The following is a 23,116-nucleotide window of genomic DNA, read 5'->3' on the forward strand; positions in this document are numbered from 1 at the left end:
CGAAGGAGACCACCATGCACAACATCAAACTGAAAGGCTCGGACAAGGCCTACATCGTCGGCAAGATTGTCTGTCTCGGGCGCAACTACCTTGAGCATATTCGCGAGTTGAACAACGAAGTCCCGGATCAACCGGTGATCTTCTGCAAACCGGGAAGCAGCATACTTAAGAACCATGGTCAGGTGGTCATTCCCGCCTATTCAAACGACTGCCACCACGAACTGGAGTTGGCCGTTCTGATCGGAAAAAACGGCAAGCATATCCCTGAGACCGAAGCCATGTCCTACGTTTGTGGTTATGGGGTTGCTCTGGACCTGACCCTGCGAGATGTGCAGGCCAGACAAAAAGAAAAAGGGCTCCCCTGGGAAATTGCTAAAGGCTTTGATACCTCCTGCCCGCTTTCTGACTTTGTCCCGGCCGCCCAGGTCGGAAATCCGGATAACCTTGAGATCTGTCTCAAGGTTAATGGCGTCATCCGCCAACAGGGGAACAGCAATATGATGATGCGTTCGGTCGCCCAGATTATCAGTGAAATTTCCACGTTCTTCACCCTCGAAGAGGGGGATATCATTCTGACGGGGACACCATCCGGGGTTGGACCGATCCAGAGTGGCGACATCCTCGACGGTGAAATTGAGCAGGTCGGCAGTCTGCGTGTGTCGGTCGCATGAAACCAGCGCTCGTTCTGATCGGCCCCGGTCGCGTCGGCTGCGCGCTGGCCCATCTGCTGTATAGGGCAGGTTACCCCCTGGCGGCAGTTATCGGCCGCGATCAGGAGGAGGTCGAAGAGGCGGTCCGTTTTATCGGCTGCGACACACAGCTCGCCACCACCGACTTGCAAGCGGCGGCTAAGGGGACAATTCTGCTGCTGACCCTACCCGATGATCAGCTGGCCGAATTTTCAGCCCATCTGAGCGACGAGGTCGAATTGTACGCAGGCACCACGCTGGTTCATTGCAGTGGTCTTCATCCCGCCACGATCCTGTTTCGCCAGCGGGACGGAATCGGGCTCCTCTCCATTCATCCCCTGCTACCGTTTGCCGACCGCGAGATGGCGGTTGCCAACCTCAAAGATTGTCCCTGCGCACTCGAAGGGGACCAGGATCGTCAAGCCCTGGGTCTCGAGCTGATTACGGCCTTTGGCGGACAGGCATTTCTGGTGCCGACCGAAGCCAAAGCGCTCTATCATGCCGCGGCCAGTATCGCCTCAAATTTCATGGTCGGACTGACGGCCTGTGCCCGCGATCTGCTGATCTCCTGCGGTTTGGATTCACAACAGGCGTTACAGCTGATCACTCCCCTCCACCGCGCCACCAGCTCTAATATTCTCGCGCTTGGCCCGGAAAAGGCTTTAACTGGACCAATTGTACGCGGTGATGTCAGTACGGTGGAGAGCCACCTCGAAGCACTACGGAACGACTTTCCCGAAACAGCTGAACTTTACCGCTGTCTGGCCAGGACCACGCTTCAGCTGGCACAAAATTCCGGCCGTCTGCCGGCAGCTCGGGCAGCAGAGATGACGCGGATGCTGAAACCCTGACGAATCCGCAGCAGAATAAACTTTGAACAGAGCAGTTGGAGATCAGGGTTAAAGCACTCAGCCCGCTTATAAGAAAAGGCCCGACCCGATCTCGGGTGGGCCTTCACAAATCATCTATTTCCGGGCGGTTCTAGTTCACGGCACCTTTGAGCTGTAACCCGGGTTTGAATTTTGGCGAGTTAGATGCGGGGATAACAAGGGCTGCTCCCGTTTGAGGGTTTTTCCCGGTCCGCGCAGTCCGCGCTGACACACTGAAAGTACCAAACCCGATTAAAGCGACTTTATCTCCAGCCTTAAGAGCGTCAGTAATCGATTCAAGGGTTGCGGCCAGGGCTTTAGTCGCCTCCGCTTTGCTCAGTCCAGACTTTTCTACGATTGCGTTGATAAGTTCTGCTTTTGTCATTTTTCCCTCCGTTAGAGTTTGAATTTACGATTATGGTGAGATTACTTTGGAACCTGAGATGAATCAAGTCTTTCTGATGCCGAGCATTGCATTATTATTCAATAATGGAACTAATCCACCGAATTATAACCACCTCGCCATAAGTGCAGCTTGAACCTGTTGCTCCTCCAACAGATTCCAGATATGGCGCATCGGGTGAATCCTCTGATCAGAGATAGTAGAACAGGACGCACCCACAGGAATAGTCAACGCACCTCTTGAGAGCGCCTCCAATCCCGTATGCAGCTGCTATACTGCATTACATTCACCCTTCACTAACCGCAGGAGGAGTCAATGACCACCAGAAAAATCAAGCGTGTGATGACCAGTATTCCCACCCTGGAAGGAGCCGGAGTACATCTGAACCGGGCCTTTGGCAATAAGGATGTGAACTTGTTCGACCCTTTTCTGCTGCTCGATGATTTCCGATCCGACACTCCTGCATACTACGAGAAAGGCTTCCCCTGGCACCCCCATCGCGGCATGGAGACCATCACCTATGTTCTCAAGGGGGTAGTGGCGCATGGTGACAGCCTCAACAATCGGGGGGAGATCGGCTGCGGCGATGTGCAATGGATGACGGCCGGCAGCGGTATCATTCATCAGGAGATGCCGCAGGGAGACAAAGATGGCAAAATGGAGGGGTTCCAGCTGTGGGCCAACCTGCCGGCAGCCAGCAAAATGATTCATCCGCGCTACCGTGACATCAAAGCTGCACAGATCCCGATCCTTACACTGGACAATGGCACTGAAATAAAGGTCATCTGTGGACAGATCGGAGAGGTATCCGGACCGGTGAGCGATGTGATGATTGAACCCGAATACCTTGATGTGTGGGTCCCGGCGAACACGACCTTTATCTACCAGACTCCGAAAAATCACACCGTATTCGCTTACGTTCACGCCGGGGAGGGACGCTTCGACGAAGACTCCGGTGCCTTGCTCGGTAATAAATCACTCATCTTGTTTGATCAGGGCGACCAGGTGTGTATCCAGGCAGGGGATGTTTATTTGCGGTTTCTGTTGATCTCAGGGCGACCACTGGGTGAACCTGTCGCCTGGGGCGGACCGATCGTGATGAACACTCAGGAAGAGTTGCAACATGCCTTTAACGAATTTCACAACGGCACCTTTATAAAACATGGCTAAAGCTGTGAGATCCCGAATAAGCGGTCGGATGAACAAAAAAGGCAACATTGTCTATGCTGTGTGTGGAGCTTTCAATCAGGTTCCGGCATTGTGGCTCGCTAATTCATCCATGGCCGATGACCCTCAGGCGCGCTATTAACAGCCCCTTCCGGTCCAGGGGTGGGAAAACATGCCAGATAAAAGGGATTTTGACTCTTTATTCGCGTCGAAAACCATATTCCAGGACAAAGAACTGTGGCTTCATTTCGGCCAGTGGCTTACGGAGTTTGGCAAGTTCTTCTTCCGGGCCATGAACTTCGAGGCGGATCAGATCAGCTATCGTTAGAGATTCCTTAAGCAAAACATCTACGCTTTTGAGATGCGTCAGCACAGCTTCGGCATCTTTGTATCCTTCTCGACAATGCGCCTGGTCACCGTCAAAACTGAAACCATAATAGAGGCACTTCGGCTCGGTGCTGGTCTTTTCTACGAATTTTTCGCACAGCGATTTAAATTCCGCACGCTTCCCGCTCATGATTTTGAAATAGGGGACGACCGAACAGCATCTGTCTTGGGTTGCCATAGCTTCCTCCTTGTCGCACATCGTTTCGACTCATTTGATCCATGCACCACCTGATTCAGTTTCATCAGGCGTTTTGAGACTGTCAATACACGCAGCGGTTCAATAATCCTTCAGCCCCTGGAATCGGGAAAATGGCTTTAAATGGAAAAGACCCTGGCAAGCTGTAACCTGCCAGGGTCGATATCAAGATAATTCGTTCTGTTGAGGTTTAATCTTCCAGCAGTACCGCATGGGCCGCTGCCAGACGCGCAATCGGTACCCGGAAGGGGGAACAGGAGACATAATCGAGCCCAACCTTATGGCAGAAGATGACGCTCGAAGGTTCGCCGCCATGCTCACCACAGATTCCCAGCTTGATAGCAGGACGGGTTTTACGCCCTTTTTCACAGCCGATTTGAATCAACTGTCCCACCCCGTTCTGGTCGATGGCGACGAAGGGGTCTTCGGGCAGAATCTCCTGATCAACATAGCTGGGCAAAAACTTGCCTGCATCATCACGTGACAAACCGAAACAGGTCTGGGTCAGGTCGTTGGTGCCGAAGCTGAAGAATTCGGCTTCGGTCGCGATTTCATCGGCGGTGAGGGCAGCGCGCGGCAATTCGATCATGGTCCCGATGAGATACTCAACCTTAACCGCATAACGCGCGATGACCTCATCTGCGACCCGGATCGCATTCTTACGCAGGACCGCAAGTTCATTGACGTGACTGACCAGCGGAATCATTATTTCCGGGATGATACTGAATCCTTCATTTTTAACCAGTTCACAAGCAGCTTCGATAATTGCCTGAACCTGCATGTCGTAAATTTCAGGGTAGCTGATCCCGAGTCGGCAGCCGCGATGACCGAGCATCGGATTGGTTTCGTGCAACGAGTCGACCTTGGCATGTAGAGTCTGTGGTGGCACTTTCATCACCTTTGCCAGATCAACAATCTCCGCTTCGGTCTGCGGCAAGAATTCATGCAAAGGTGGATCGAGCAGACGGATAGTGACCGGCAGATCCTTCATCTCACGGAAGAGTCCAAGAAAATCACTTTTTTGCATCGGCAAAATCTTGGCCAGTGCGTTGGTCCGTCCTTCAAGGTCCTCGGCCAGAATCATTTCACGCACAGCCATGATTCGCTCGGCATCGAAGAACATATGCTCGGTCCGGCAAAGGCCAATCCCTTCGGCCCCAAAGTTACGTGCCACCTTTGCATCATGTGGTGTATCGGCGTTGGTGCGCACCTTGAGGCGACGGACACTGTCAACCCAGCCCATCAGGGTACCAAAGTCACCCGTCAGTTCGGGTTGAACGGTTGGCACCTTACCCAGCATAACCTGCCCGGTTGAACCGTCGAGGGTCAGCATGTCCCCTTTTTTAACAGTCACCCCACCGGTTGCAACAAAGAGCTCTTTTTCATAGTTGACGCGGATATCCCCGCAACCGGAGACGCAGCATTTTCCCATCCCGCGCGCCACCACGGCCGCATGTGATGTCATCCCGCCCCGTGTAGTCAGAATTCCCTGCGCCGCGTGCATGCCATGGATATCTTCGGGGCTGGTTTCGATCCGGACCAGAATAACCTTGCGCCCCTCACGGGCGGCTGATTCAGCCTCATCCGCATAAAAGACCACCTCACCGCTCGCCGCTCCGGGTGAGGCCGGAAGCCCCTTGGCGATCACTTGTTTTTCGGCTTTAGGGTCAAGCGAGGGGTGGAGCAGTTGGTCAAGTTGCTCGGGAGAGACGCGCAGAATAGCTTCCTTCTGACTGATCAACCCTTCCCGGACCATATCAACGGCTACACGGATCGCAGCAGTTGCAGTGCGCTTACCGGTGCGCGTCTGCAACATAAATAGCCGACCCTTTTCGATGGTAAACTCAATATCCTGCATATCATGATAATGTTTTTCGAGGGTCTGCTGAATCGTCATCAACTGTGCATAACTCTCCGGCATCACCTCTTCCATCGACGGCAAAGAGCCGTCGCCACCAGCCATATTAATCGGCTGAGGCGTGCGGATACCCGCGACCACATCTTCCCCCTGGGCGTTCACCAGAAACTCTCCAAAAAAGAGGTTTTCACCGGTCGAGGGGTTCCGAGTAAAGGCGACACCCGTGGCGCAATCATTCCCCATATTGCCGAAGACCATCGACTGAACGCTGACAGCAGTGCCCCAGGTTGCCGGGATATTATTCAAGCGGCGATAGGTAATAGCGCGTGGGTTCATCCAGGATCCGAACACCGCGCCGATGGCGCCCCATAGCTGATCCTGCGGGTTTTCGGGGAAGGAGGTGCCTAGCGTCTCCTTCACTTTATTTTTAAACAACCCAACCAGTTGCTTAAGATCATCGGCAGTCAGTTCGGTATCGAGGTCAACGCCACGATCCTCTTTTAATTCTTCGAAAATATCTTCAAGGATGTCACCCTTCAGTCCCATCACAACGTTGGCGTACATCTGGATAAAACGACGGTATGAATCGTAGGCGAAGCGCGGGTCTTTACTCTGGTCGATGATCCCCCGGATGGTTTCATCATTAAGTCCCAGATTAAGTACCGTATCCATCATACCCGGCATCGAAGCACGCGAACCGGAACGCACAGAAACCAGGAGAGGATTGGTGCGGTCACCAAACTTTTTTCCCATCAACTGCTCAACCCGCGCCATATGCTCAGACACCTCCTGAATCAGCCCTGCAGGATACTGACGGTCGTTGGCATAAAAGGCAGTACAGACCTCGGTAGTTATAGTGAAACCGGCAGGGACCGGCAGACCGATGGAGGTCATTTCAGCGAGATTGGCACCTTTGCCCCCGAGCAGATTGCGCATGCCGCTTGCTCCGTCGGCCTGGCCTCCCCCAAAAAAATACACATACTTTGTCATATCAACCACTCCTCTACGTTAGGTCTCTAACCTCAAATAAAAAGACCGAAAAGCCTACATCACCCGAAGATCAAATGATAAAAGCCCAAGCACAATCATGCCTCAACATTGGCACTCTCATACCGATTGCGAAGACGATTGAACCGGAGCTTCATCATTGTGAGCCTCCCGGGAGATGACCGGTATCGGCCATCAATAATAAGTATAGTCTGAAATCGACGTCGTGCTGCGGGAATTCAGGTTTCGTGCGACAGTGCCCGCCGCCGCCCGAAACTCAGGCTGATATCTTCGAAAAATCCGCTATATCAGTAAAGAGCCGCGAGACTGAGGTTAACAGAGCCAACCGATTGATGCGCACCTTTTCATCTTCGGCCATAACCATAACCCCGTCAAAGAAGGCATCGACCGCAGGTCGAAGCCCGGCGATAGTTATCAGAGCTTTGGAGTAATCTGCAGCATCCACAAGTTGTTTCAACCCGTTCTGAACTGCTATCAGCTGCTGATGCAGGACTTTTTCACTTTCTGTTTCAAACAGGGAAGGATCGACAACCTCAACGACGCCCCCCTTGATAATATTGACCACGCGTTTGAAAGCAGCGGCGAGGGGTTCAAAATCATCGCGACCTTTCAACTCGGTCAGGGCCTTCACCCGGGCCAGGGCATCCCCTGGCTGGTCAAAACTGGCACTCAGAACTGCATCAACCACCTCAGCTGGATATCCCTGACTGGTCAACATATTAACCAGCCGCAGACGGATAAATTCGACCACTTCGGCCGCGATGACCGCCAGCGGGCGCTCAGCTTTTTTCTCAAGCAGATGCAGGCTACGCGCGACCAGAGTCGGAATTGAAACAACGTAGTTCCGTTCCAGAATAATCGCGAGAATGCCAATGGTTGCGCGTCGCAGCGCATAAGGGTCGGCAGTGCCGGTTGGGATGAGACCAACCGAGAAGCAACCACAGAGGGTATCGATCTTGTCGGCCAGGGAGACGAAAGCACCAACATCATCCGACGGCAGTTCTCCGCCCGCCTGAGTCGGCAGGTAATGTTCGAAGATGGCCAGCGAGACGCGCGGGTCTTCTTTCTCCAGCAGAGAATATTCACGGCCCATGACGCCTTGTAACTCTGGGAATTCATAAACCATTCCGGTTTCAAGGTCACACTTGGCCAAAAGGGCGGCACGTTCCACCAGACCCTTGATCGCTGGATTCAAATTAGTGGCCATTTCGCTGGACAGGGTACGGAAGCGTTCGATCTTCTCGAAGCTGGTGCCGAGTTTCGCCTGATAAACGACCTTCTTGAGTGCTTCAAGCCGTGATTCTAACGGCTTTTTTTGATCTTCTTGCCAGAAGAACATTGCATCGGACAGCCGCGCGCGCAGAACGCGCTCATTCCCGGCGATGACGACCAGAGGATTGCGTGGGATGGTGTTGGCGATGGTGATGAAATGGGGCATCAACCTGCCCTCGGCATCGACCAGGGTAAAGTAACGCTGATGCTCACGCATACTGGTAATCAGGAGTTCGGGTGGCAGAGCCAAAAAGCGCGCTTCGATCGTACCAACCAGAGCTTTCGGAGTCTCAACCAGATAGCTGACCTCTTCGAGCAGGGCGGGATCAGGGTTGATCCGCCCACCAAGTTTTTGGGCGATCTCTTCCATCTGTGCCTCAATCAGGCCGCGCCGTTTTTCAATCTGCGGAATGACATGATGCGCCTCAGCCTTGGCCAGGTAGTCTGCCAGATCAGCAACGGGAAACGCGTTAGGTGCCATGAAACGGTGGCCGCGGGAGAGATTTCCACTGTGGACATCTCCAAACACAACCGGCAAAACCTCTCCACCGTAGAGCGCAACCAACCAGTGTATCGGTCGTGCAAAACGGACATCGAGATCCTTCCAGCGCATTGATTTACGAAACGGAATATTGCTGATGACCGATTCGAGTATGGTCGGCAACTGTGCCAAAGACTCACCGCCCTCAATCACCTTGGAAATAAACAGATAGGCCCCTTTCGGGGTTTCGATGGTCGTTAGCTCTGACACCTCTACCCCGTTGGTACGGGCAAAACCTTCGGCAGCCTTGGTCGGCTTCCCCTCTGCGTCAAAAGCGATGCGGGCTGGCGGACCGGTCACTTCAAGTTCCAGGCGTTTTTGCTGACGTGCCACACCGGCAACGGAGATGCACAGGCGCCGGGGCGTAGCAAAGGTCTGGATCTGCCCGTATGAAATCCGGGCCTGATCAAACTCTTTGATCAGGAGTCGCTGCATGTCTGCCAATGCTTTGGGGATCAGGCCTGCGGGGATCTCTTCGGTGCCAATTTCAAGAAAAAGTTCTGCGGACATTCTATTCTCCAGTCGAAAAAGGGCGCACCCTCTTAGTCACAAAAGCTCACCCCTTCAACAATGGAAACCCGAGTTTCTCTCGTTGTTTAACGTAGCCCTCAGCACAGATTTTAGCCAGGTTCCGGACACGTCCGATATAACCGGCGCGTTCAGTCACCGATATCGCACTGCGCGCATCGAGCAGGTTAAAGGCATGTGACCCTTTGAGGACAAAATCGTAAGCCGGGAAAACCAACTCTTTTTCAGCCAGACGAACACACTCTTTTTCATACATATCAAAGAGTTGAAAAAGCATGGAGGTATCCGCTTCTTCAAAGTTGTACTTAGAGAACTCAACCTCGGTCTGATGATGAATATCTCCATACTTAATGCCGTCAGTCCATTCAAGGTCATAAACATTGTCAACCCCTTGAATATACATGGCGATTCGTTCGATACCGTAGGTAATTTCACCGGAGACAGGTTTCAGGTCAATGCCTCCCGCCTGTTGAAAGTAGGTGAATTGAGTAATTTCCATCCCATCAAGCCAAACTTCCCAACCCAGGCCCCAGGCTCCAAGAGTCGGAGATTCCCAGTCATCCTCCACAAAACGGATATCATGGTCTCTGGGATCGATGCCGAAACTCTTCAATGAATTCAGGTAAAGATCCTGAATATTCTGCGGTGAGGGTTTGAGAATGACCTGAAATTGATAATAGTGTTGAAGGCGATTCGGATTCTCTCCATAGCGACCGTCAGTCGGCCGGCGTGAGGGTTCGACGTAAGCGACTTTCCACGGCTCCGGTCCCAGCACACGCAGAAAGGTTGCGGGGTTGAATGTGCCAGCGCCTTTTTCCATATCATAGGGCTGTTGAATCAAGCATCCCTGCTGCGCCCAGTAGTTCTGCAGAGAAAGTATCAGGTTCTGAAAAGTCACGGGTCCTCCATTATTGATCATGCTGACGCTAGCAGCGACGTGAAAAATCCTGTTCTGGTAATTTTTGGTGCGCGCAGTTTAGCCCCCGATATAGGGGATGTCAAGGATCGGCAGGACTCAATGTTTGCTGCAGAAAACGTTGTGATTTGGGAACTCGCGGAAGGATCAATTGAAGCACCAGGTTCATCATTGCCGCCCCATCTCTCAACGTTCTGCCCCCAAATTGAAACCCCGCAAAGAGATCAATGGGCGTTTGCAATGCACGCGAAAGACTCCCGAGGGTTCCGACCCCAACTTCAAGCTGTGAAGCGCCTGCAGCACAAGAGCGACAGAGGCTTCCTCCTCGAAGAGGATCGAACGCGATCAAAGCCTCCTCGAATCGAACAAAACATTCACTGCAATGAAGGAGGTGGGGAATATAGCCAAGATGCTTGACGAGTCGGATTTCAAATAGAAGTCTGGCCAGTTGAGTGCCACCACCGTCTGCAAGAAAATCGAGACAGCCCGCCATCAAACTAAAGATATCCGGCTGCGGATCTCCTTCCTGAAGCAGCATCTCGATTAACTCAACACAATAACTCGCCAGGGCCAGTTGCGGCAAAGATTGACGTAACCCGCGGCGTGCGTCAATCAAGTCGGCGTCCAGCAACGTCAACAGGTCACCAAGACCTGCCTGCCAGCGAATTTCGATTTGAGTGAACGGTTCTAGAGCTGGGCCAAAGCGCTTCACACTTTTGCGCCCACCACGTGCGTACCCTCGCAACAGCCCGTGTGTCGGGGACAGAAAAGAAACTACCAAGTCCGCTTCCCCATAATTGATCTGCCGCAACATAATCGCAGGGCTATTGTGTGGCACACGCCGCACCATCCAACCTCCCGGGTTAGGTTAGATGTACGAGGAAAAAAGTAGCCGTTGAAAAATAGATTAAGATCCCGGTTATATCATTGACTGTTTGAACAAAGGGACTGGCTGCGATCGCGGGGTCAATACCGACTTTTTTGAAAAAAGAGGCAGCTAAAACACCCATGCAAGCAGCAACAGAGATAGCAACGGCCATAGCAACGCCAACAACAAGGCCCAGGTACAGATTATGGTGCCAAACATAAGCAACCGCGGCAATGGTCATGCCACAGATGGAGCCCATAATTAAGCCGACTCTTAGCTCCCTGAAAAAAATCTTGCGCAACATGGAAAAATCGATCCGCCCGGTGGCGAAGCCGCGCACCACGATCGTCGAAGTCTGACCGCCGACGTTCCCTCCCATCCCGGTAATAACAGGGATGAATGATATGAGCGAGATCGCCTGCTCAAGCGTGGCCCTAAAAACCCACATCAGAAACCCGGTCAGAACCCCGCCACAGAGGGTCGTCAGTAACCAGGGCAATCGCAATCTGGCAACCTGAAAAGCCTTATTGCCATACATGAGTTCTTCCTGGCTGGTACCGGCCATCCTGAAAATATCTTCGTTGGCCTCTTCACGCATAACATCGATGACGTCATCGACAGTGACTATTCCCATCAGTTTGCCGATTTCATCGACGACCGGAATGCCGAGAATATTGTATTTAGCGACCAGCCCGGCAACCTCTTCCTGATCCATATCGGTCCGAACCCTGATAACATCGGTCGTCATGATATCTTTCAAACAGGTCGAAGGGGGAACTGTCAGTAACTGGCGTAAAGAGAGGACTCCAACCAGATGATTATGCTCATCGGTGACGTAAACATAGAAGACCATCTCAAACTCTTCAGCACCCTGCAGGGCGTCTATCGCCTGACTTACGCTAAGATTTTGATCGAGAGAGAAAACATCGGTCGACATGATACCACCGGCCGTATCTTCATCATAACCAAGCAATTGTTCTATATCATCTGAATGCTCGCTTTGCAGGGCTGACAGAATTTCCTCGGCCAACTCATCAGGCATATTCCGTAATAATTCTACGATATCGTCATCCGCCATCTCTTGCAAAATGGCAATAATGGTCTCACGATCTATTTTTTCAAGTAGATGCGCACCCTCTGACCAGTCGAGTTCAGAAAGAACATCGGCGGCACGCGACTTATCAGAAATCAGGCTAAGAAGTAAAGTTTGATCTTTGAGGTCAAGATAGAGAAAGAGATGAGCGATATCTGCAGGATGAATCTTAGCCAAGGCCTTGCGCAGATTAGGGGTGGCACCACGACGCAAAAGCTTTCGTACCGACCCGAGAAGAACCTGCATTCTCTGTTCCTGCATGAAAACCTCCATAGTCAATTAAAGACGATCTAACCGGTATTTTTATGAGGTTGGGATGTCCCCCGCACAAAACCTTACACCGCGTACGCGAAATTTAAAAACAAAACAAAACGGGACAGAGAACTTTCGCTCCCTGTCCCGCCTGGAATATTTCTATGCGAGGAGCTATCAGCCTTCTGCTTTTTCCTCTTCGGATGAGACCTCGGCCGTCAGTTCAACATCTTTTTCAACGACAGGAGCGACATCAGCAGCTAATTTGGGTTGGTCTATTTTTGTCACAGCCTTTTTAGGCTTTAACGTCAACTCCGCCTCAACCAATTCAATAATCGACATGGGCGCATTATCACCCACGCGAGGATTGAGACGCATAATACGCGTATAGCCACCTTCTCGTTCCTGATAGCGAGGTGCAATCGTATCGAACAACTTAGCAACAATCTTTCGGTCATGAATGACCTTAAGAACCTGACGACGAGAATTTAAATCACCGCGCTTGGCCAGGGTAATCATCCGCTCAGCGATACGACGAAGCTCTTTCGCGCGAGTAACTGTCGTCGACAGTTTCTCAAACTCAAACAGGGAAGTCATCATATTGGCCATCATGTGCGCGCGATGCGACGGGCCACGCCCAAGACGTCTACCAATTTTATTGTGACGCATTACGTTTATCCTTTCGTAACTTCACAGAGGGACGATTATTCTTCGTCCTGACCCTGTTGGATCAATTTTAAATATTCAGGATCTGGAAAACCATCGGTCTTCATTCCAAGAGTCAGTCCCATCTCGGAAAGAATATCTTTGATCTCATTAAGGGACTTGCGACCGAAGTTCTGAGTCTTGAGCATCTCAGCTTCGGACCGCTGAACCAACTCGCCAATCATATTGATTTGGGCATTTTTCAGACAGTTGGCGCTACGGACTGAAAGCTCGAGTTCTTCAACTGAGCGATAAAGATTCTCGTTGATACGGCTACTGACTTCATCAGTTTCAACGATCTGTGGCTCATCTGATTCGTCAAAATTAATAAAAACCTGTAATTGCTCTTTAAGAATTTTGGAGGCATACGCTACAGCGTCATCTGGACGTACGCTCGCATCAGTATAAACCTCAAGCGTCAGTTTGTCATAGTCTGTCATCTGACCAACACGAGCGTTCGAAACGGTATAGTTGACCTTATTAATCGGGGTAAAGATTGCGTCAATAGCAATCGTACCTACCGGTGAGTCTTCAACACGGTTCCGTTCAGAAGGAACGTAGCCCTTACCCATTGCGGCGGTCATATCTATTTCAAGATCCGCTTCTTTGTCACAGGTTGCAATGTGATGGTCGGGATTCAAGATTTCGACATTACCATCAGTGATGATGTCGCCTGCCTTAACGGTACCCGCACCCTTTTTTACAATACGAATATTGCGAGGGTCATGGCCATGTAAACGAACCTTTACCCCTTTGAGGTTCAAAAGGATATCTGTGACATCTTCAGTCACACCAGCAACACTTGAAAATTCATGTTGTACGTCTTTGATACGCATCGAGGTTATGGCTGCTCCCTGTAGGGATGAGAGCAGAACCCTGCGAAGAGAATTCCCAAGGGTGGTTCCAAAACCACGCTCAAGAGGCTCAGCAACAAACTTACCGTACGAATCAGTCAGCGTATCTGCATCGATCTGCAACCGCGAGGGTTTGATCAGATCTCTCCAGTTTTTATACATAATGGTGCACTCCCTCGCAAAACAACAGGATAAGACAGACTGTTATTTCGAATACAGTTCGACTATCAGTTGTTCCTGGAATTCAGGCGTGGTCAACTCGTCACGAACCGGCAGAGCCTTAATGGTACCCTTGAATTTTTCACGATCAAGTTCAACCCAAGAAGGAACACCACGGCGCATGACACTGTCGAGCGCTTCGTTGAAAGTAACAATTTCGCGACTCTTCTCACGCAGTTCGACAACATCCCCGGGACGCACAAGGTAGGAAGGGATATTAACTTTACTGCCGTTAACATGGAAATGACCATGACGAACGAGCGTACGTGCCTGTGAGCGCGAAACAGAAAAACCGAGACGATAAGCTATGCTGTCAAGTCGACGTTCCAGGAGAACCAGCAGGTTTTCCCCGGTAACACCTTTCATACGATCGGCCTTAGCGAAGTAAAGACGGAATTGTTTCTCCTGCAGACCATAAGTCCGCTTAACCTTTTGCTTCTCGCGTAACTGCAGACCGTACTCAGTAACCTTGGTACGACGTTGTCCATGTTGCCCTGGGGCATAATTACGACGCTCAATAGCACATTTATCTGTATAGCACCGGTCCCCCTTAAGGAACAGCTTAGCGCTTTCTCTTCTGCACTGACGACAGACAGCTCCGGAATACCTAGCCAACTTCTTCCTCCTTACCGCTTAAACGCGACGACGTTTCGGCGGACGACAACCGTTATGGGGAATGGGTGTTACATCTTTAATCATTGTCACAGTCAGACCCGCCAGCGAAAGAGCACGTAGGGCAGACTCACGTCCGCTCCCGGGTCCCTTCACATAGGCCTCGACCGTTCTCATCCCATGCTCCTTTGCTTTAATGGCGGCATCTTCAGCAGCCATCTGCGCAGCAAAAGGGGTACTCTTACGCGACCCCTTGAAGCCCTTAGCACCCGATGTAGACCAGGCAATTACATTCCCGGCAGGATCACAGATTGTAACAATAGTATTGTTGAAGGTAGACTGAATATGTACGACACCGCGTGCAATATTCTTTTTCTCAACCTTCTTCCTGACAACTTTTTTACCTGACTTAGCCATGGTAGCTCCCGCTTACTTTTTCTTGCCGGCAACGGTCTTTTTAGGACCTTTACAAGTCCGGGCATTTGTCTTGGTCTTCTGACCGCGACAAGGTAGCCCTTTACGATGGCGTAGGCCGCGATAGCAACCGAGATCCATCAACCGTTTGATATTCATGGTGACCTCACGACGAAGGTCGCCCTCAACTTGGTAATCCACATTCATGATCTCACGAATTTTCGCTAATTCAGCTTCCGTCAAATCATCAGTGCGGGTATTCAGATCTACGCCAGCAGACGCAAGAATCTTTTGCGAAGAAGTGCGTCCAATCCCATACACATAGGTCATAGCCACTTCAATACGCTTGTTACGCGGTAAATCGACTCCAGCAATACGTGCCAATGTCCTGTCCTCCTAGGGTCTAACCCTGTCTTTGCTTATGCTTAGGATTTTCGCAGATAATGCGCACAATCCCTTTACGCTTAACAACTTTACATTTATCACATATTTCTTTAACCGAAGATCTAACCTTCATCCTGTGATCCTTTTCTCTGTTACAATCATTTCAATCTTTAATTGGCAGATAAAAATGTGAAGTAGCCAAAATTAAAGTTTAGTCAATATTTCCGGCCCGTTATCAGTTATAGCAACCGTGTGCTCGAAATGTGCCGATATCCCACCATCAATCGTGACAGCCGTCCACCCGTCTTCTAGAACCTTAACAGATGGAGATCCAAAGTTGACCATCGGCTCAATCGCCAGAGTCATTCCTGGCTTCAGTTGCGGACCTCGTCCCGCAGGCCCATAGTTCGGGACCTGTGGATCTTCATGCAGTGCGCGACCAATACCGTGCCCTACAAATTCCCTGACGATGCCATAACCCTTAGCCTCTGCACAAGACTGCACCGCATGGGAGATATCCGAAAGCCGTCCACCGGGAAGAGCGGCAGCAATCCCGTCTTTGAGGGATTGCTTTGTTACATCTAGAAGATTCTGCCTCTCCCCATTGATCTTGCCTACCGCGAAAGTATAAGCAGAGTCTCCATAAAATCCTTCGTAAATTAAACCAAAATCTATACTAATAATATCACCCGTTACCAAGGGGATAGAGTTGGGAAAACCGTGAACCACCTGATCATTAGGTGAAGCACAAATGGTAAACGGAAAGCCACCATACCCCTTGAAAGCAGGGATAGCCCTTCTCTTCAGACATTGTTCCTCGGCAATACGATCAAGTTCCAGGGTCGTCACGCCTGGCGCAATTCTTTCCCCTAACAGTTCCAAAACTTCAGCGACCATTCGACCAGAGTTTCTCATCCGCTCCAATTCAGCCGAAGTCTTTACGACTATCATGCTAAATTGCCTGCAAGATGTCGAGAATCTGACCTTGAACGCTATCGATTGAAGCCATCCCGTCTACCGTCTTCAACAGCCCGTTCTTGCGGTAATAGTCTTCAAGAGGCGCAGTCTGCATATGGTAGACTTCCATCCGATTCCTGATGGTATCTTCCTTGTCATCTTCTCGTTGAACTAATTCACCGCCACAACTGTTGCACACATTGGCAACAGCAGGCGGATCGAACCGAATATGGAAGCCCAGTGAACAATCGCGGCAAGTGCGGCGACCTGTTAAACGCTCAACCAAAGAGTCAGTATCAACCTGCAAAGAAACCACCACGTCAAGTTTTCTACCTAATCCCACCAATACTCCGGTTAAAGAGTCGGCCTGGGGAAGAGTTCGCGGGAATCCGTCAAGAATAAAGCCATTAGAACAATCTTCAAGTTGAAGACGTTCGCGCACTATCCCAACAACCACTTCGTCGGTCACCAGAGCTCCCGAATCCATGAATGCTTTAGCCCTAAGACCCATAGGGGTCGATTCTCGCACAGCAGCACGCAACATCTCGCCAGTAGAGATTTGTGGGATTCCAAAATTCTCGACAAGCCGAGCAGCCTGCGTACCCTTCCCTGCTCCCGGAGGTCCTAGCAAAACCATATTCATCGTAAAAAGATCCTCAATCAGCCGTGCCGACCCTTGAGAGACACGCCTTTCATAAAACCTTCATATGAACGTGAAATCAAATGAGCCTCAATCTGCGAAGCCGTATCTAATCCGACACCTACAACAATCAACAGAGAAGTCCCCCCAAAAAAGAATGGGACATTAAACTTACTAATCAAGAGTGTGGGCAACACGCAAACGACAGAAACATAGACAGCCCCAGCAAAAGTCAGCCGCCCAAGGACCATATCAAGGTAATCTGACGTTTCCTTCCCAGGCCTTACCCCGGGGATAAAGCCACCCTGGCTCTTAACATTTTCGGCTACACTGACCGGGTTAAAGGTCACAGCCGTGTAGAAGTAGCAAAAGAAGACAATAAACGCAACATAAAAAAGCGTATAGATCCAGTGCCCGGGTGTCATAACCGCGGCCACAGATTGCACCCAAGGAACATTAATCAGATTCGCCACTGTAGCAGGAAACATAATAATTGAACTTGCGAAAATCGGGGGGATAACACCGCTCATATTAATCTTCAGCGGTAGATGGCTGGCCTGCCCTCCCATATTACGCATACCGACAACGCGTTTAGCATAGTGAATCGGAACTCGACGCTGGGCACGTTCCATAAACACGATGGCTGCAACAACAGCAAGCATGAGAATCAGAATGAATAGCATTACTGCCGGCGTCATTGCGCCCGTATCCATTAGACGAAGAGAGTTTACGATTGCAGCAGGAGTTCCAGCTATAATCCCAGCAAAGATGATCAATGAGATCCCGTTACCAATGCCCCGCTCGGTTACCTGCTCTCCCAACCACATAATAAAAGCAGTACCTGCGGTCAAAGTCAGAATGGTCATGAGAACAAAACCTGTACCGGGGTTCGGCACAACCAATTCTCCTGCCGGACCTGTCATAGTCTGCAGACCAACAGCAATACCCGCACCCTGGATAACTGCCAATGCAATCGTTCCATAGCGAGTGTACTGGGTTATCTTGCGCTTGCCAGCCTCTCCCTCCTTCGAAAGCTTCTCAATCGGTTCAAACACGACAGTCAGAAGTTGAAGGATAATCGAGGAACTAATGTAAGGCATTATGCCAAGGGCAAAAACAGTCATGCGCTGTAAAGCGCCACCGGTAAAGGCACTCACCATCCCAAGTAAAGTACCCTCAGTCCCCTCAAAAAACTTAGCAAGAACCTGAGCGTCAATGCCAGGAGTCGGCACATGACACCCGACACGATAGACGGCAAGCATACCCAAGGTAAAGAGGATGCGGCGCCGCAGTTCAGGAATGGCGACGATATTCTGCAGCGTTGTCCACACGTTAAATCACCTCAACCTTGCCGCCAATTGCTTCAATCTTGGCAACGGCCGCTTTGCTGAATTTATGAGCTTGAACTGTCAAAGCTTTGGTTAAGTCTCCAGAAGCCAGAATCTTGACACCATCATTAAGCTTTCCAACTAACCCCACACTCGAGAAAGCTTCAAGACCAACCGTACTCCCTGCATCAAATACTTCAAGGTCTTCAAGATTGACCAAAGTATATTCCTTGCGAGTCAGTGGAGTAAATCCACGCTTTGGCAACCGGCGCTGTAATGGCATCTGGCCACCCTCGAAGCCGGGCTTAATACTGCCACCGCTGCGCGCCTTTTGACCTTTGTGACCTTTACCTGACGTTTTACCGGTTCCAGAGCCTGGACCGCGTCCGATACGTTTTCTATTTTTTGTTGAACCGGGAGCCGGTTGCAGATTACTCAGATCCATCGTGTAGTCCTCTACGAAAATCAGTCTTCAACGACAACCATATGCTCAACCTTACGAATCATTCCACGAATCTCAGGAGTGTCCTTAAGGCAAACAGTCTGTTGCAGTTTATTAAGGCCAAGCCCTTTGAGCACCTTGCCGAAATAGGCAGCGCGTCCAATTGGACTTTTCTTCAGGGTCACTTTTACTTCAGCCGACATGGCCAGTCTCCTTGTAATTCACCTAAAAGGCTGGCTCAGGACAGGCCACGGCGAGTTTTTATCTCTGCCGGGCTTCTGAGCATTTTCAGCGCATCAAAGGTCGCCTTGACAACGTTGTGTGGGTTATTTGAGCCCAGGCACTTGGTCAAGATGTTGTGAATACCGACAGCTTCAAGAACGGGGCGCACTGCTCCCCCGGCGATGACACCGGTACCGTCAGATGCAGGCTTAAGCAGTACTTTGCCAGCACCAAACTTGCCAAGCACATCATATGGAATAGTTGTACCTTCAAGCGGGACCTTGATCAAACTCTTGCGAGCCTGCTCTACTCCCTTACGAATAGCCTCGGGAACCTCTTTTGCTTTTCCGAGACCATAGCCGACACGCCCAGCTCCGTCACCGACAACCACCAGTGCGGAAAAGCTGAAGCGACGACCACCCTTAACGACCTTTGAATTTCGGTTGATATGAATCACCCGATCGGTCAATTCCATCTCATTCGGATCGATACGTTGCACCATCTTCTCCTCTTAGAGCTTCAAGCCGGCTTCGCGAGCAGCGTCAGCAAGAGCTTGCACGCGGCCCTGATACAAAAAGCCGTTACGGTCAAAAACAACAGTGTCGATATTCCGCGCCAAGGCTTGTTTCGCAATCGCGGTGCCAACCGCCTTAGCAGCTTCGACATTCCCTTTAAATTTTACAGAACTAGCTACATCTTTACTCAGAGTTGAAGCAGCCACTAACGTGTGCCCGCTGGTATCTTCAATAATTTGAGCATAAATGTGCCCTGCACTACGGAAAACCGAAAGACGCGGACGCCCTGGAGTTCCTATTACTTTTTTTCGAACGCGCGCCTGGCGCTTAAGGCGTGCAAGTCTTCTGCTCTGCGCAATATCCACGGCCGAACTCCTTATCTGTTACTTACCGGTCTTGCCGGCTTTGCGCAGGATGCGCTCCTCAGCGTATTTAACACCTTTACCCTTGTATGGCTCAGGCTTACGGAAGGAACGGATCTTGGCGGCCGCTGAACCGACCAATTGTTTATCAATACCTCTGATAATAACTTTTGTCTGCTTCTCGACTTCAATTTCAATCCCGGCAGGCACTTCGTATACCACAGGATGCGAATAGCCAAGGCTTAAAGTTAATTTTGTACCGGTGATTTCAGCACGATAACCTACGCCGTTGATTTCAAGCACGCGAGTGAAACCCTCGCTGACGCCAACGACCATATTACTGATCAACGAACGGCTGAGCCCGTGAAGTGCACTATCAGTTTTACTATCCGAAGGACGAGTGACAATAACCTGATCCGCTTCGACAGCGACACAAACTCGTTCATGAAGCAGCTGCTTCAGGCTGCCCTTGACGCCCTGGACACTAATCTCGTTCCCGTTCATTGAAACCTTGACCCCAGCTGGGATAGTAACGGGAAGTTTTCCGATTCTTGACATGGTGAAGCTCCTTAACTTCTTTACTAGAATCTGCTTACCAGATTGTGCAGATTACTTCCCCACCAACCTGCTCACGGCGGGCGGCAACATCATCCAGTACCCCTTTCGAAGTCGAAAGGATAGAACAACCATGGCCATTTTTGACCCTAGGGATCTCTCCCTGACCAACATAAACACGGCAACCGGGAGTGGAGATCCTTTTGACCTCATGGATGACATGAGTTTGATTTTCATCGTATTTGAGATAAATTCGCAGAACACCCTGCTTAGCATCAGAGATTGTTTTGTAGTTCTTAATAAATCCCTGCACCTTAAGAACTTCGCTGATAGCAACTTTCAAGTTGCTGGAGGGAAGATCAAGCTTAGCGTGCCTCGCCATCCCAGCGTTACGAATACGTGTAAGCAAATCCGCGATCGGATCGGTCATTGACATGGATGGAGCTCCTTCTTAGCGCTGTTACCAGCTGGACTTGACCACACCTGGGAGTTTCCCCTCGTTGGCCAGTTTCCGCAGACAAATTCTGCACATGTTAAACTTACGATAGTAAGCACGCGGACGGCCGCAGAGTGGACAGCGGTTGTACTCACGAACTTTAAATTTCGCCGGCCGGTTGGCCTTTGCAATTATTGACTTCTTAGCCACAACTTTCCTCCGCTAGCCTACGCTTATTTCCGGAACGGCATACCCATACCAGTAAGCAGGGCGCGCCCTTCCTCATCGGTCTTGGCTGTCGTTACAATTGTGATATTCAATCCAGAGACTTTTGCAATTTTTTCTAGATCAATCTCAGGAAAAATCAGCTGTTCACGAACACCAAGGGTATAATTGCCACGGCCGTCAAAAGCCTTACTAGAGACTCCCTTAAAATCACGTACTCGAGGCAAGGCAACATTGATCAAACGATCAAGAAACTCCCATGCACGGTTGTGCCGCAGGGTAACACAGGCACCAATCGGCATATCCTCCCGAAGTTTAAACCCTGCAATAGAACGCTTAGCGCGGGTAATAATGGCCTTTTGACCAGTAATAGCGCTTAGCTCCTCAACCGCGGACTCGAGCAACTTAGGGTTTTGAATCGCCTCACCCAATCCCATATTAAGGACAACTTTCTCAATCCTGGGAACTTCCATGACGTTCCGATACTGGAACTCTTTCATCAATGCAGGAATTTGTTCCTGCTGATACGCCTGTTTTAACCTGGCCATCAAACTCTCCGTTTATTTATCGACGATTTCGTTACATTTTTTGCAATAACGAACTCTGCTACCATCTTCAATGGCACGCATTCCAGTACGAGAAGCCTCGCTGCAAGAAGGACAGATCAACATAACATTCGATATATTGATTGCTGCTTCTTTCTCGACAATACCACCCTCAGGACGAAGTTGAGTCGGGCGGGTATGACGCTTGATCACATTCAAGCCTTCAACGACTAGGCGACCCTTGGTGGGAAACAAAAGTAAAACTTTACCAGTCTTACTTTTTTCCTTACCAGAAATTACCTTCACCATGTCGCCTTTTTTGACATGAAATTTGAAAGTTGCCATCTATTTGTATCTCCAACGCTTTTGATTAAAGTACTTCAGGGGCCAGCGAAACGATCTTCATGAATGATTTGGCACGCAATTCACGGGCCACCGGTCCAAAGATACGAGTACCAACCGGATCATTACCAGCGTTAACTACTACCGCTGAATTATTATCAAACCGGATATAGGAACCATCGTTGCGACGAACTTCCTTGGCCGTGCGAACGATAACCGCACGCACCACATCACCTTTTTTTACCCTGGAATTCGGCAGAGCCTCTTTGACGCTGCAGATAATAACATCGCCGATGCCAGCATATTTACGCTTCGACCCACCTGGAACCTTAATACAACAGAGCTTTTTAGCCCCGGAATTGTCGGCCACACTGAGCATGGACTGCATCTGAATCATGGTTCATTCTCCTAAGCAATTACGGCTTTTTCAAGGACTTCCCGGACACGCCAATGCTTGTCTTTCGACAGTGGGCGAGTCTCAACGATCAGAACCTTATCCCCGATGCAGCAACTATTGGCCTCATCATGAGCCTTACAGTTAACCCTGCGCTTGATGTATTTTTTATAAATTCTGTGTTTTACGACCTGGTCAACACGCACAACAACGGTTTTATCCATTTTGTCACTGACCACAATACCAATCCGGGTGCTCCGGGTTCCACGCTGTGTGTCCATTGTTTCCCTCACCTCAGGCATCAAGTTTCTGATTCAGGACAGTCTTGACGCGGGCGACATCCTTTCGAATCTGGGACAACTTGGCCGAATTCTCAAGGTGCCCGGTATGAAGTTGAAATCGCAGATTGAACATTTCTCGTTCAAGCTCTACGGCTTTAGCATGCAGCGCCTCAACACTGAGGTCTTTGATTTCATTAGCTTTCATCAGTGCCAGCCTCTCTTTTCACAAACTTAGTTTTCATCGGCAGCTTGTGAGCGGCCAAGCGGAAAGCTTCGCGTGCGATATCCTCATCAACGCCTTGCATTTCATAAATGATATGCCCAGGTTTAACCACTGCAACCCATTTTTCGGGAGAGCCCTTACCTTTACCCATCCGAGTTTCAGCGGGCTTGCTGGTCAATGGTTTATGCGGAAAGGTACGAATCCAAATTTTACCGCCACGCTTGATGTAACGCGTCATGGCACGACGGGCCGCTTCAAGTTGTCGGGCTGTAAGCCAACCACAATCAAGGGCCTGCAAACCGTAATCGCCGAAGTTAACTTCGTTCCCTCGGCTGGCAGCACCCGTCATGCGACCGGTAAATTGCTTTCTGTGTTTTACTTTCTTTGGCATTAACATCGTGTAAAACTCCTGCT

The 23,116-nt window shown here is 50.3% G+C and carries 32 protein-coding genes; 3 read left to right on the forward strand and 29 right to left on the reverse strand.

Going from position 1 to position 23,116, the window contains the following annotated elements; all coding sequences use genetic code 11:
• The first annotated feature begins 14 nt into the window (after positions 1-14).
• Together D888_RS0112305 and D888_RS21605 are read left to right on the forward strand one after the other, a co-directional pair.
• A complete protein-coding gene (locus D888_RS0112305; RefSeq protein WP_020676861.1) occupies positions 15-671 on the forward strand; it encodes a fumarylacetoacetate hydrolase family protein in 657 nt (218 codons plus the stop codon).
• Positions 668-1,540, forward strand: a complete 873-nt coding sequence (locus D888_RS21605) for a Rossmann-like and DUF2520 domain-containing protein (RefSeq protein ID WP_020676862.1) — start codon at positions 668-670, stop codon at positions 1,538-1,540. The genes D888_RS0112305 and D888_RS21605 overlap by 4 nt, the downstream gene beginning before the upstream one ends.
• A gap of 130 nt (positions 1,541-1,670) precedes the next feature.
• Here the strand turns inward: D888_RS21605 and D888_RS0112315 are convergent, their stop codons facing one another.
• The gene (locus D888_RS0112315; RefSeq protein WP_281169681.1) at positions 1,671-1,967 is read right to left on the reverse strand and encodes an HU family DNA-binding protein; all 297 of its coding nucleotides are present in this window, start codon (positions 1,965-1,967) and stop codon (positions 1,671-1,673) included.
• A 309-nt stretch (positions 1,968-2,276) separates the two neighbouring features.
• On the opposite strand from D888_RS0112315, the gene D888_RS0112320 reads away from it, so the two are divergent.
• The gene (locus tag D888_RS0112320; protein ID WP_020676864.1) at positions 2,277-3,131 is read left to right on the forward strand and encodes a pirin family protein; all 855 of its coding nucleotides are present in this window, start codon (positions 2,277-2,279) and stop codon (positions 3,129-3,131) included.
• Positions 3,132-3,327: 196 nt separating this feature from the next.
• Here the strand turns inward: D888_RS0112320 and D888_RS0112325 are convergent, their stop codons facing one another.
• From D888_RS0112325 to rplP, 28 genes are all read right to left on the reverse strand, one after another.
• The gene (locus D888_RS0112325; protein WP_020676865.1) at positions 3,328-3,693 is read right to left on the reverse strand and encodes a putative quinol monooxygenase; all 366 of its coding nucleotides are present in this window, start codon (positions 3,691-3,693) and stop codon (positions 3,328-3,330) included.
• Positions 3,694-3,901: 208 nt separating this feature from the next.
• The gene (gene ppdK, locus D888_RS0112330; protein WP_020676866.1) at positions 3,902-6,559 is read right to left on the reverse strand and encodes a pyruvate, phosphate dikinase; all 2,658 of its coding nucleotides are present in this window, start codon (positions 6,557-6,559) and stop codon (positions 3,902-3,904) included.
• 274 nt (positions 6,560-6,833) lie between these two features.
• Entirely contained in the window at positions 6,834-8,900 is a 2,067-nt protein-coding gene (glyS, locus tag D888_RS0112335) for a glycine--tRNA ligase subunit beta (protein ID WP_020676867.1), read from the reverse strand.
• Between the two features lie 46 nt (positions 8,901-8,946).
• Positions 8,947-9,816, reverse strand: a complete 870-nt coding sequence (glyQ, locus tag D888_RS0112340) for a glycine--tRNA ligase subunit alpha (RefSeq protein ID WP_020676868.1) — start codon at positions 9,814-9,816, stop codon at positions 8,947-8,949.
• A gap of 100 nt (positions 9,817-9,916) precedes the next feature.
• Complete coding sequence (gene recO / locus D888_RS0112345) at positions 9,917-10,684, reverse strand: DNA repair protein RecO (protein WP_020676869.1); 768 nt, start codon at positions 10,682-10,684, stop codon at positions 9,917-9,919.
• A gap of 13 nt (positions 10,685-10,697) precedes the next feature.
• The gene (gene mgtE, locus D888_RS0112350; protein ID WP_020676870.1) at positions 10,698-12,056 is read right to left on the reverse strand and encodes a magnesium transporter; all 1,359 of its coding nucleotides are present in this window, start codon (positions 12,054-12,056) and stop codon (positions 10,698-10,700) included.
• Between the two features lie 168 nt (positions 12,057-12,224).
• On the reverse strand, positions 12,225-12,716 hold the full coding sequence (gene rplQ, locus D888_RS0112355; protein ID WP_020676871.1) for a 50S ribosomal protein L17: 492 nt from the start codon (positions 12,714-12,716) through the stop codon (positions 12,225-12,227).
• A 35-nt stretch (positions 12,717-12,751) separates the two neighbouring features.
• A complete protein-coding gene (locus tag D888_RS0112360) occupies positions 12,752-13,768 on the reverse strand; it encodes a DNA-directed RNA polymerase subunit alpha (RefSeq protein WP_020676872.1) in 1,017 nt (338 codons plus the stop codon).
• Between the two features lie 42 nt (positions 13,769-13,810).
• Positions 13,811-14,440 carry a 30S ribosomal protein S4 gene (gene rpsD, locus D888_RS0112365; RefSeq protein WP_020676873.1) on the reverse strand — a complete coding sequence of 210 codons (630 nt, stop codon included), beginning with the start codon at positions 14,438-14,440 and terminating at the stop codon, positions 13,811-13,813.
• Between the two features lie 18 nt (positions 14,441-14,458).
• Complete coding sequence (gene rpsK, locus D888_RS0112370) at positions 14,459-14,854, reverse strand: 30S ribosomal protein S11 (protein WP_020676874.1); 396 nt, start codon at positions 14,852-14,854, stop codon at positions 14,459-14,461.
• Positions 14,855-14,866: 12 nt separating this feature from the next.
• The gene (gene rpsM, locus D888_RS0112375) at positions 14,867-15,235 is read right to left on the reverse strand and encodes a 30S ribosomal protein S13 (protein WP_020676875.1); all 369 of its coding nucleotides are present in this window, start codon (positions 15,233-15,235) and stop codon (positions 14,867-14,869) included.
• 19 nt (positions 15,236-15,254) lie between these two features.
• Positions 15,255-15,368, reverse strand: a complete 114-nt coding sequence (rpmJ, locus tag D888_RS23705) for a 50S ribosomal protein L36 (RefSeq protein ID WP_083928853.1) — start codon at positions 15,366-15,368, stop codon at positions 15,255-15,257.
• Positions 15,369-15,439: 71 nt separating this feature from the next.
• Positions 15,440-16,186 (reverse strand): type I methionyl aminopeptidase, encoded by a 747-nt coding sequence (map, locus tag D888_RS0112380; RefSeq protein WP_020676876.1) that lies wholly within the window; start codon positions 16,184-16,186, stop codon positions 15,440-15,442.
• Between the two features lies 1 nt (position 16,187).
• The gene (locus D888_RS0112385) at positions 16,188-16,835 is read right to left on the reverse strand and encodes an adenylate kinase (RefSeq protein ID WP_020676877.1); all 648 of its coding nucleotides are present in this window, start codon (positions 16,833-16,835) and stop codon (positions 16,188-16,190) included.
• A gap of 17 nt (positions 16,836-16,852) precedes the next feature.
• Entirely contained in the window at positions 16,853-18,163 is a 1,311-nt protein-coding gene (secY, locus tag D888_RS0112390) for a preprotein translocase subunit SecY (protein WP_020676878.1), read from the reverse strand.
• Position 18,164: 1 nt separating this feature from the next.
• Positions 18,165-18,605 (reverse strand): 50S ribosomal protein L15, encoded by a 441-nt coding sequence (gene rplO / locus D888_RS0112395; protein WP_020676879.1) that lies wholly within the window; start codon positions 18,603-18,605, stop codon positions 18,165-18,167.
• Between the two features lie 20 nt (positions 18,606-18,625).
• Complete coding sequence (rpmD, locus tag D888_RS0112400) at positions 18,626-18,805, reverse strand: 50S ribosomal protein L30 (RefSeq protein WP_020676880.1); 180 nt, start codon at positions 18,803-18,805, stop codon at positions 18,626-18,628.
• 35 nt (positions 18,806-18,840) lie between these two features.
• Positions 18,841-19,323: a 30S ribosomal protein S5 gene (rpsE, locus tag D888_RS0112405; protein WP_026362373.1), complete on the reverse strand. Its 483-nt coding sequence runs from the start codon at positions 19,321-19,323 to the stop codon at positions 18,841-18,843.
• Positions 19,324-19,335: 12 nt separating this feature from the next.
• A complete protein-coding gene (gene rplR / locus D888_RS0112410; RefSeq protein ID WP_020676882.1) occupies positions 19,336-19,704 on the reverse strand; it encodes a 50S ribosomal protein L18 in 369 nt (122 codons plus the stop codon).
• A gap of 18 nt (positions 19,705-19,722) precedes the next feature.
• On the reverse strand, positions 19,723-20,259 hold the full coding sequence (gene rplF / locus D888_RS0112415) for a 50S ribosomal protein L6 (RefSeq protein ID WP_020676883.1): 537 nt from the start codon (positions 20,257-20,259) through the stop codon (positions 19,723-19,725).
• A 34-nt stretch (positions 20,260-20,293) separates the two neighbouring features.
• The gene (gene rpsH / locus D888_RS0112420; protein WP_020676884.1) at positions 20,294-20,692 is read right to left on the reverse strand and encodes a 30S ribosomal protein S8; all 399 of its coding nucleotides are present in this window, start codon (positions 20,690-20,692) and stop codon (positions 20,294-20,296) included.
• 24 nt (positions 20,693-20,716) lie between these two features.
• A complete protein-coding gene (locus tag D888_RS23710) occupies positions 20,717-20,902 on the reverse strand; it encodes a type Z 30S ribosomal protein S14 (RefSeq protein ID WP_083928854.1) in 186 nt (61 codons plus the stop codon).
• Positions 20,903-20,925: 23 nt separating this feature from the next.
• Positions 20,926-21,465, reverse strand: coding sequence for a 50S ribosomal protein L5 (rplE, locus tag D888_RS0112425; RefSeq protein WP_020676885.1), 540 nt, complete (start codon positions 21,463-21,465; stop codon positions 20,926-20,928).
• Between the two features lie 12 nt (positions 21,466-21,477).
• Positions 21,478-21,807, reverse strand: a complete 330-nt coding sequence (gene rplX / locus D888_RS0112430) for a 50S ribosomal protein L24 (RefSeq protein WP_020676886.1) — start codon at positions 21,805-21,807, stop codon at positions 21,478-21,480.
• A gap of 25 nt (positions 21,808-21,832) precedes the next feature.
• Positions 21,833-22,201: a 50S ribosomal protein L14 gene (gene rplN, locus D888_RS0112435; protein ID WP_020676887.1), complete on the reverse strand. Its 369-nt coding sequence runs from the start codon at positions 22,199-22,201 to the stop codon at positions 21,833-21,835.
• Between the two features lie 11 nt (positions 22,202-22,212).
• Complete coding sequence (rpsQ, locus tag D888_RS0112440; protein ID WP_020676888.1) at positions 22,213-22,479, reverse strand: 30S ribosomal protein S17; 267 nt, start codon at positions 22,477-22,479, stop codon at positions 22,213-22,215.
• A gap of 13 nt (positions 22,480-22,492) precedes the next feature.
• Positions 22,493-22,684, reverse strand: coding sequence for a 50S ribosomal protein L29 (gene rpmC / locus D888_RS0112445; RefSeq protein WP_020676889.1), 192 nt, complete (start codon positions 22,682-22,684; stop codon positions 22,493-22,495).
• Complete coding sequence (rplP, locus tag D888_RS0112450; RefSeq protein WP_020676890.1) at positions 22,674-23,099, reverse strand: 50S ribosomal protein L16; 426 nt, start codon at positions 23,097-23,099, stop codon at positions 22,674-22,676. Before rplP ends, rpmC begins: the two co-directional genes overlap by 11 nt.
• Between the last annotated feature and the right edge of the window lie 17 nt (positions 23,100-23,116).

It is taken from the genome of Geopsychrobacter electrodiphilus DSM 16401 (assembly GCF_000384395.1).
In the GTDB taxonomy this organism is placed as follows: Bacteria; Desulfobacterota; Desulfuromonadia; order Desulfuromonadales; family Geopsychrobacteraceae; genus Geopsychrobacter; species Geopsychrobacter electrodiphilus.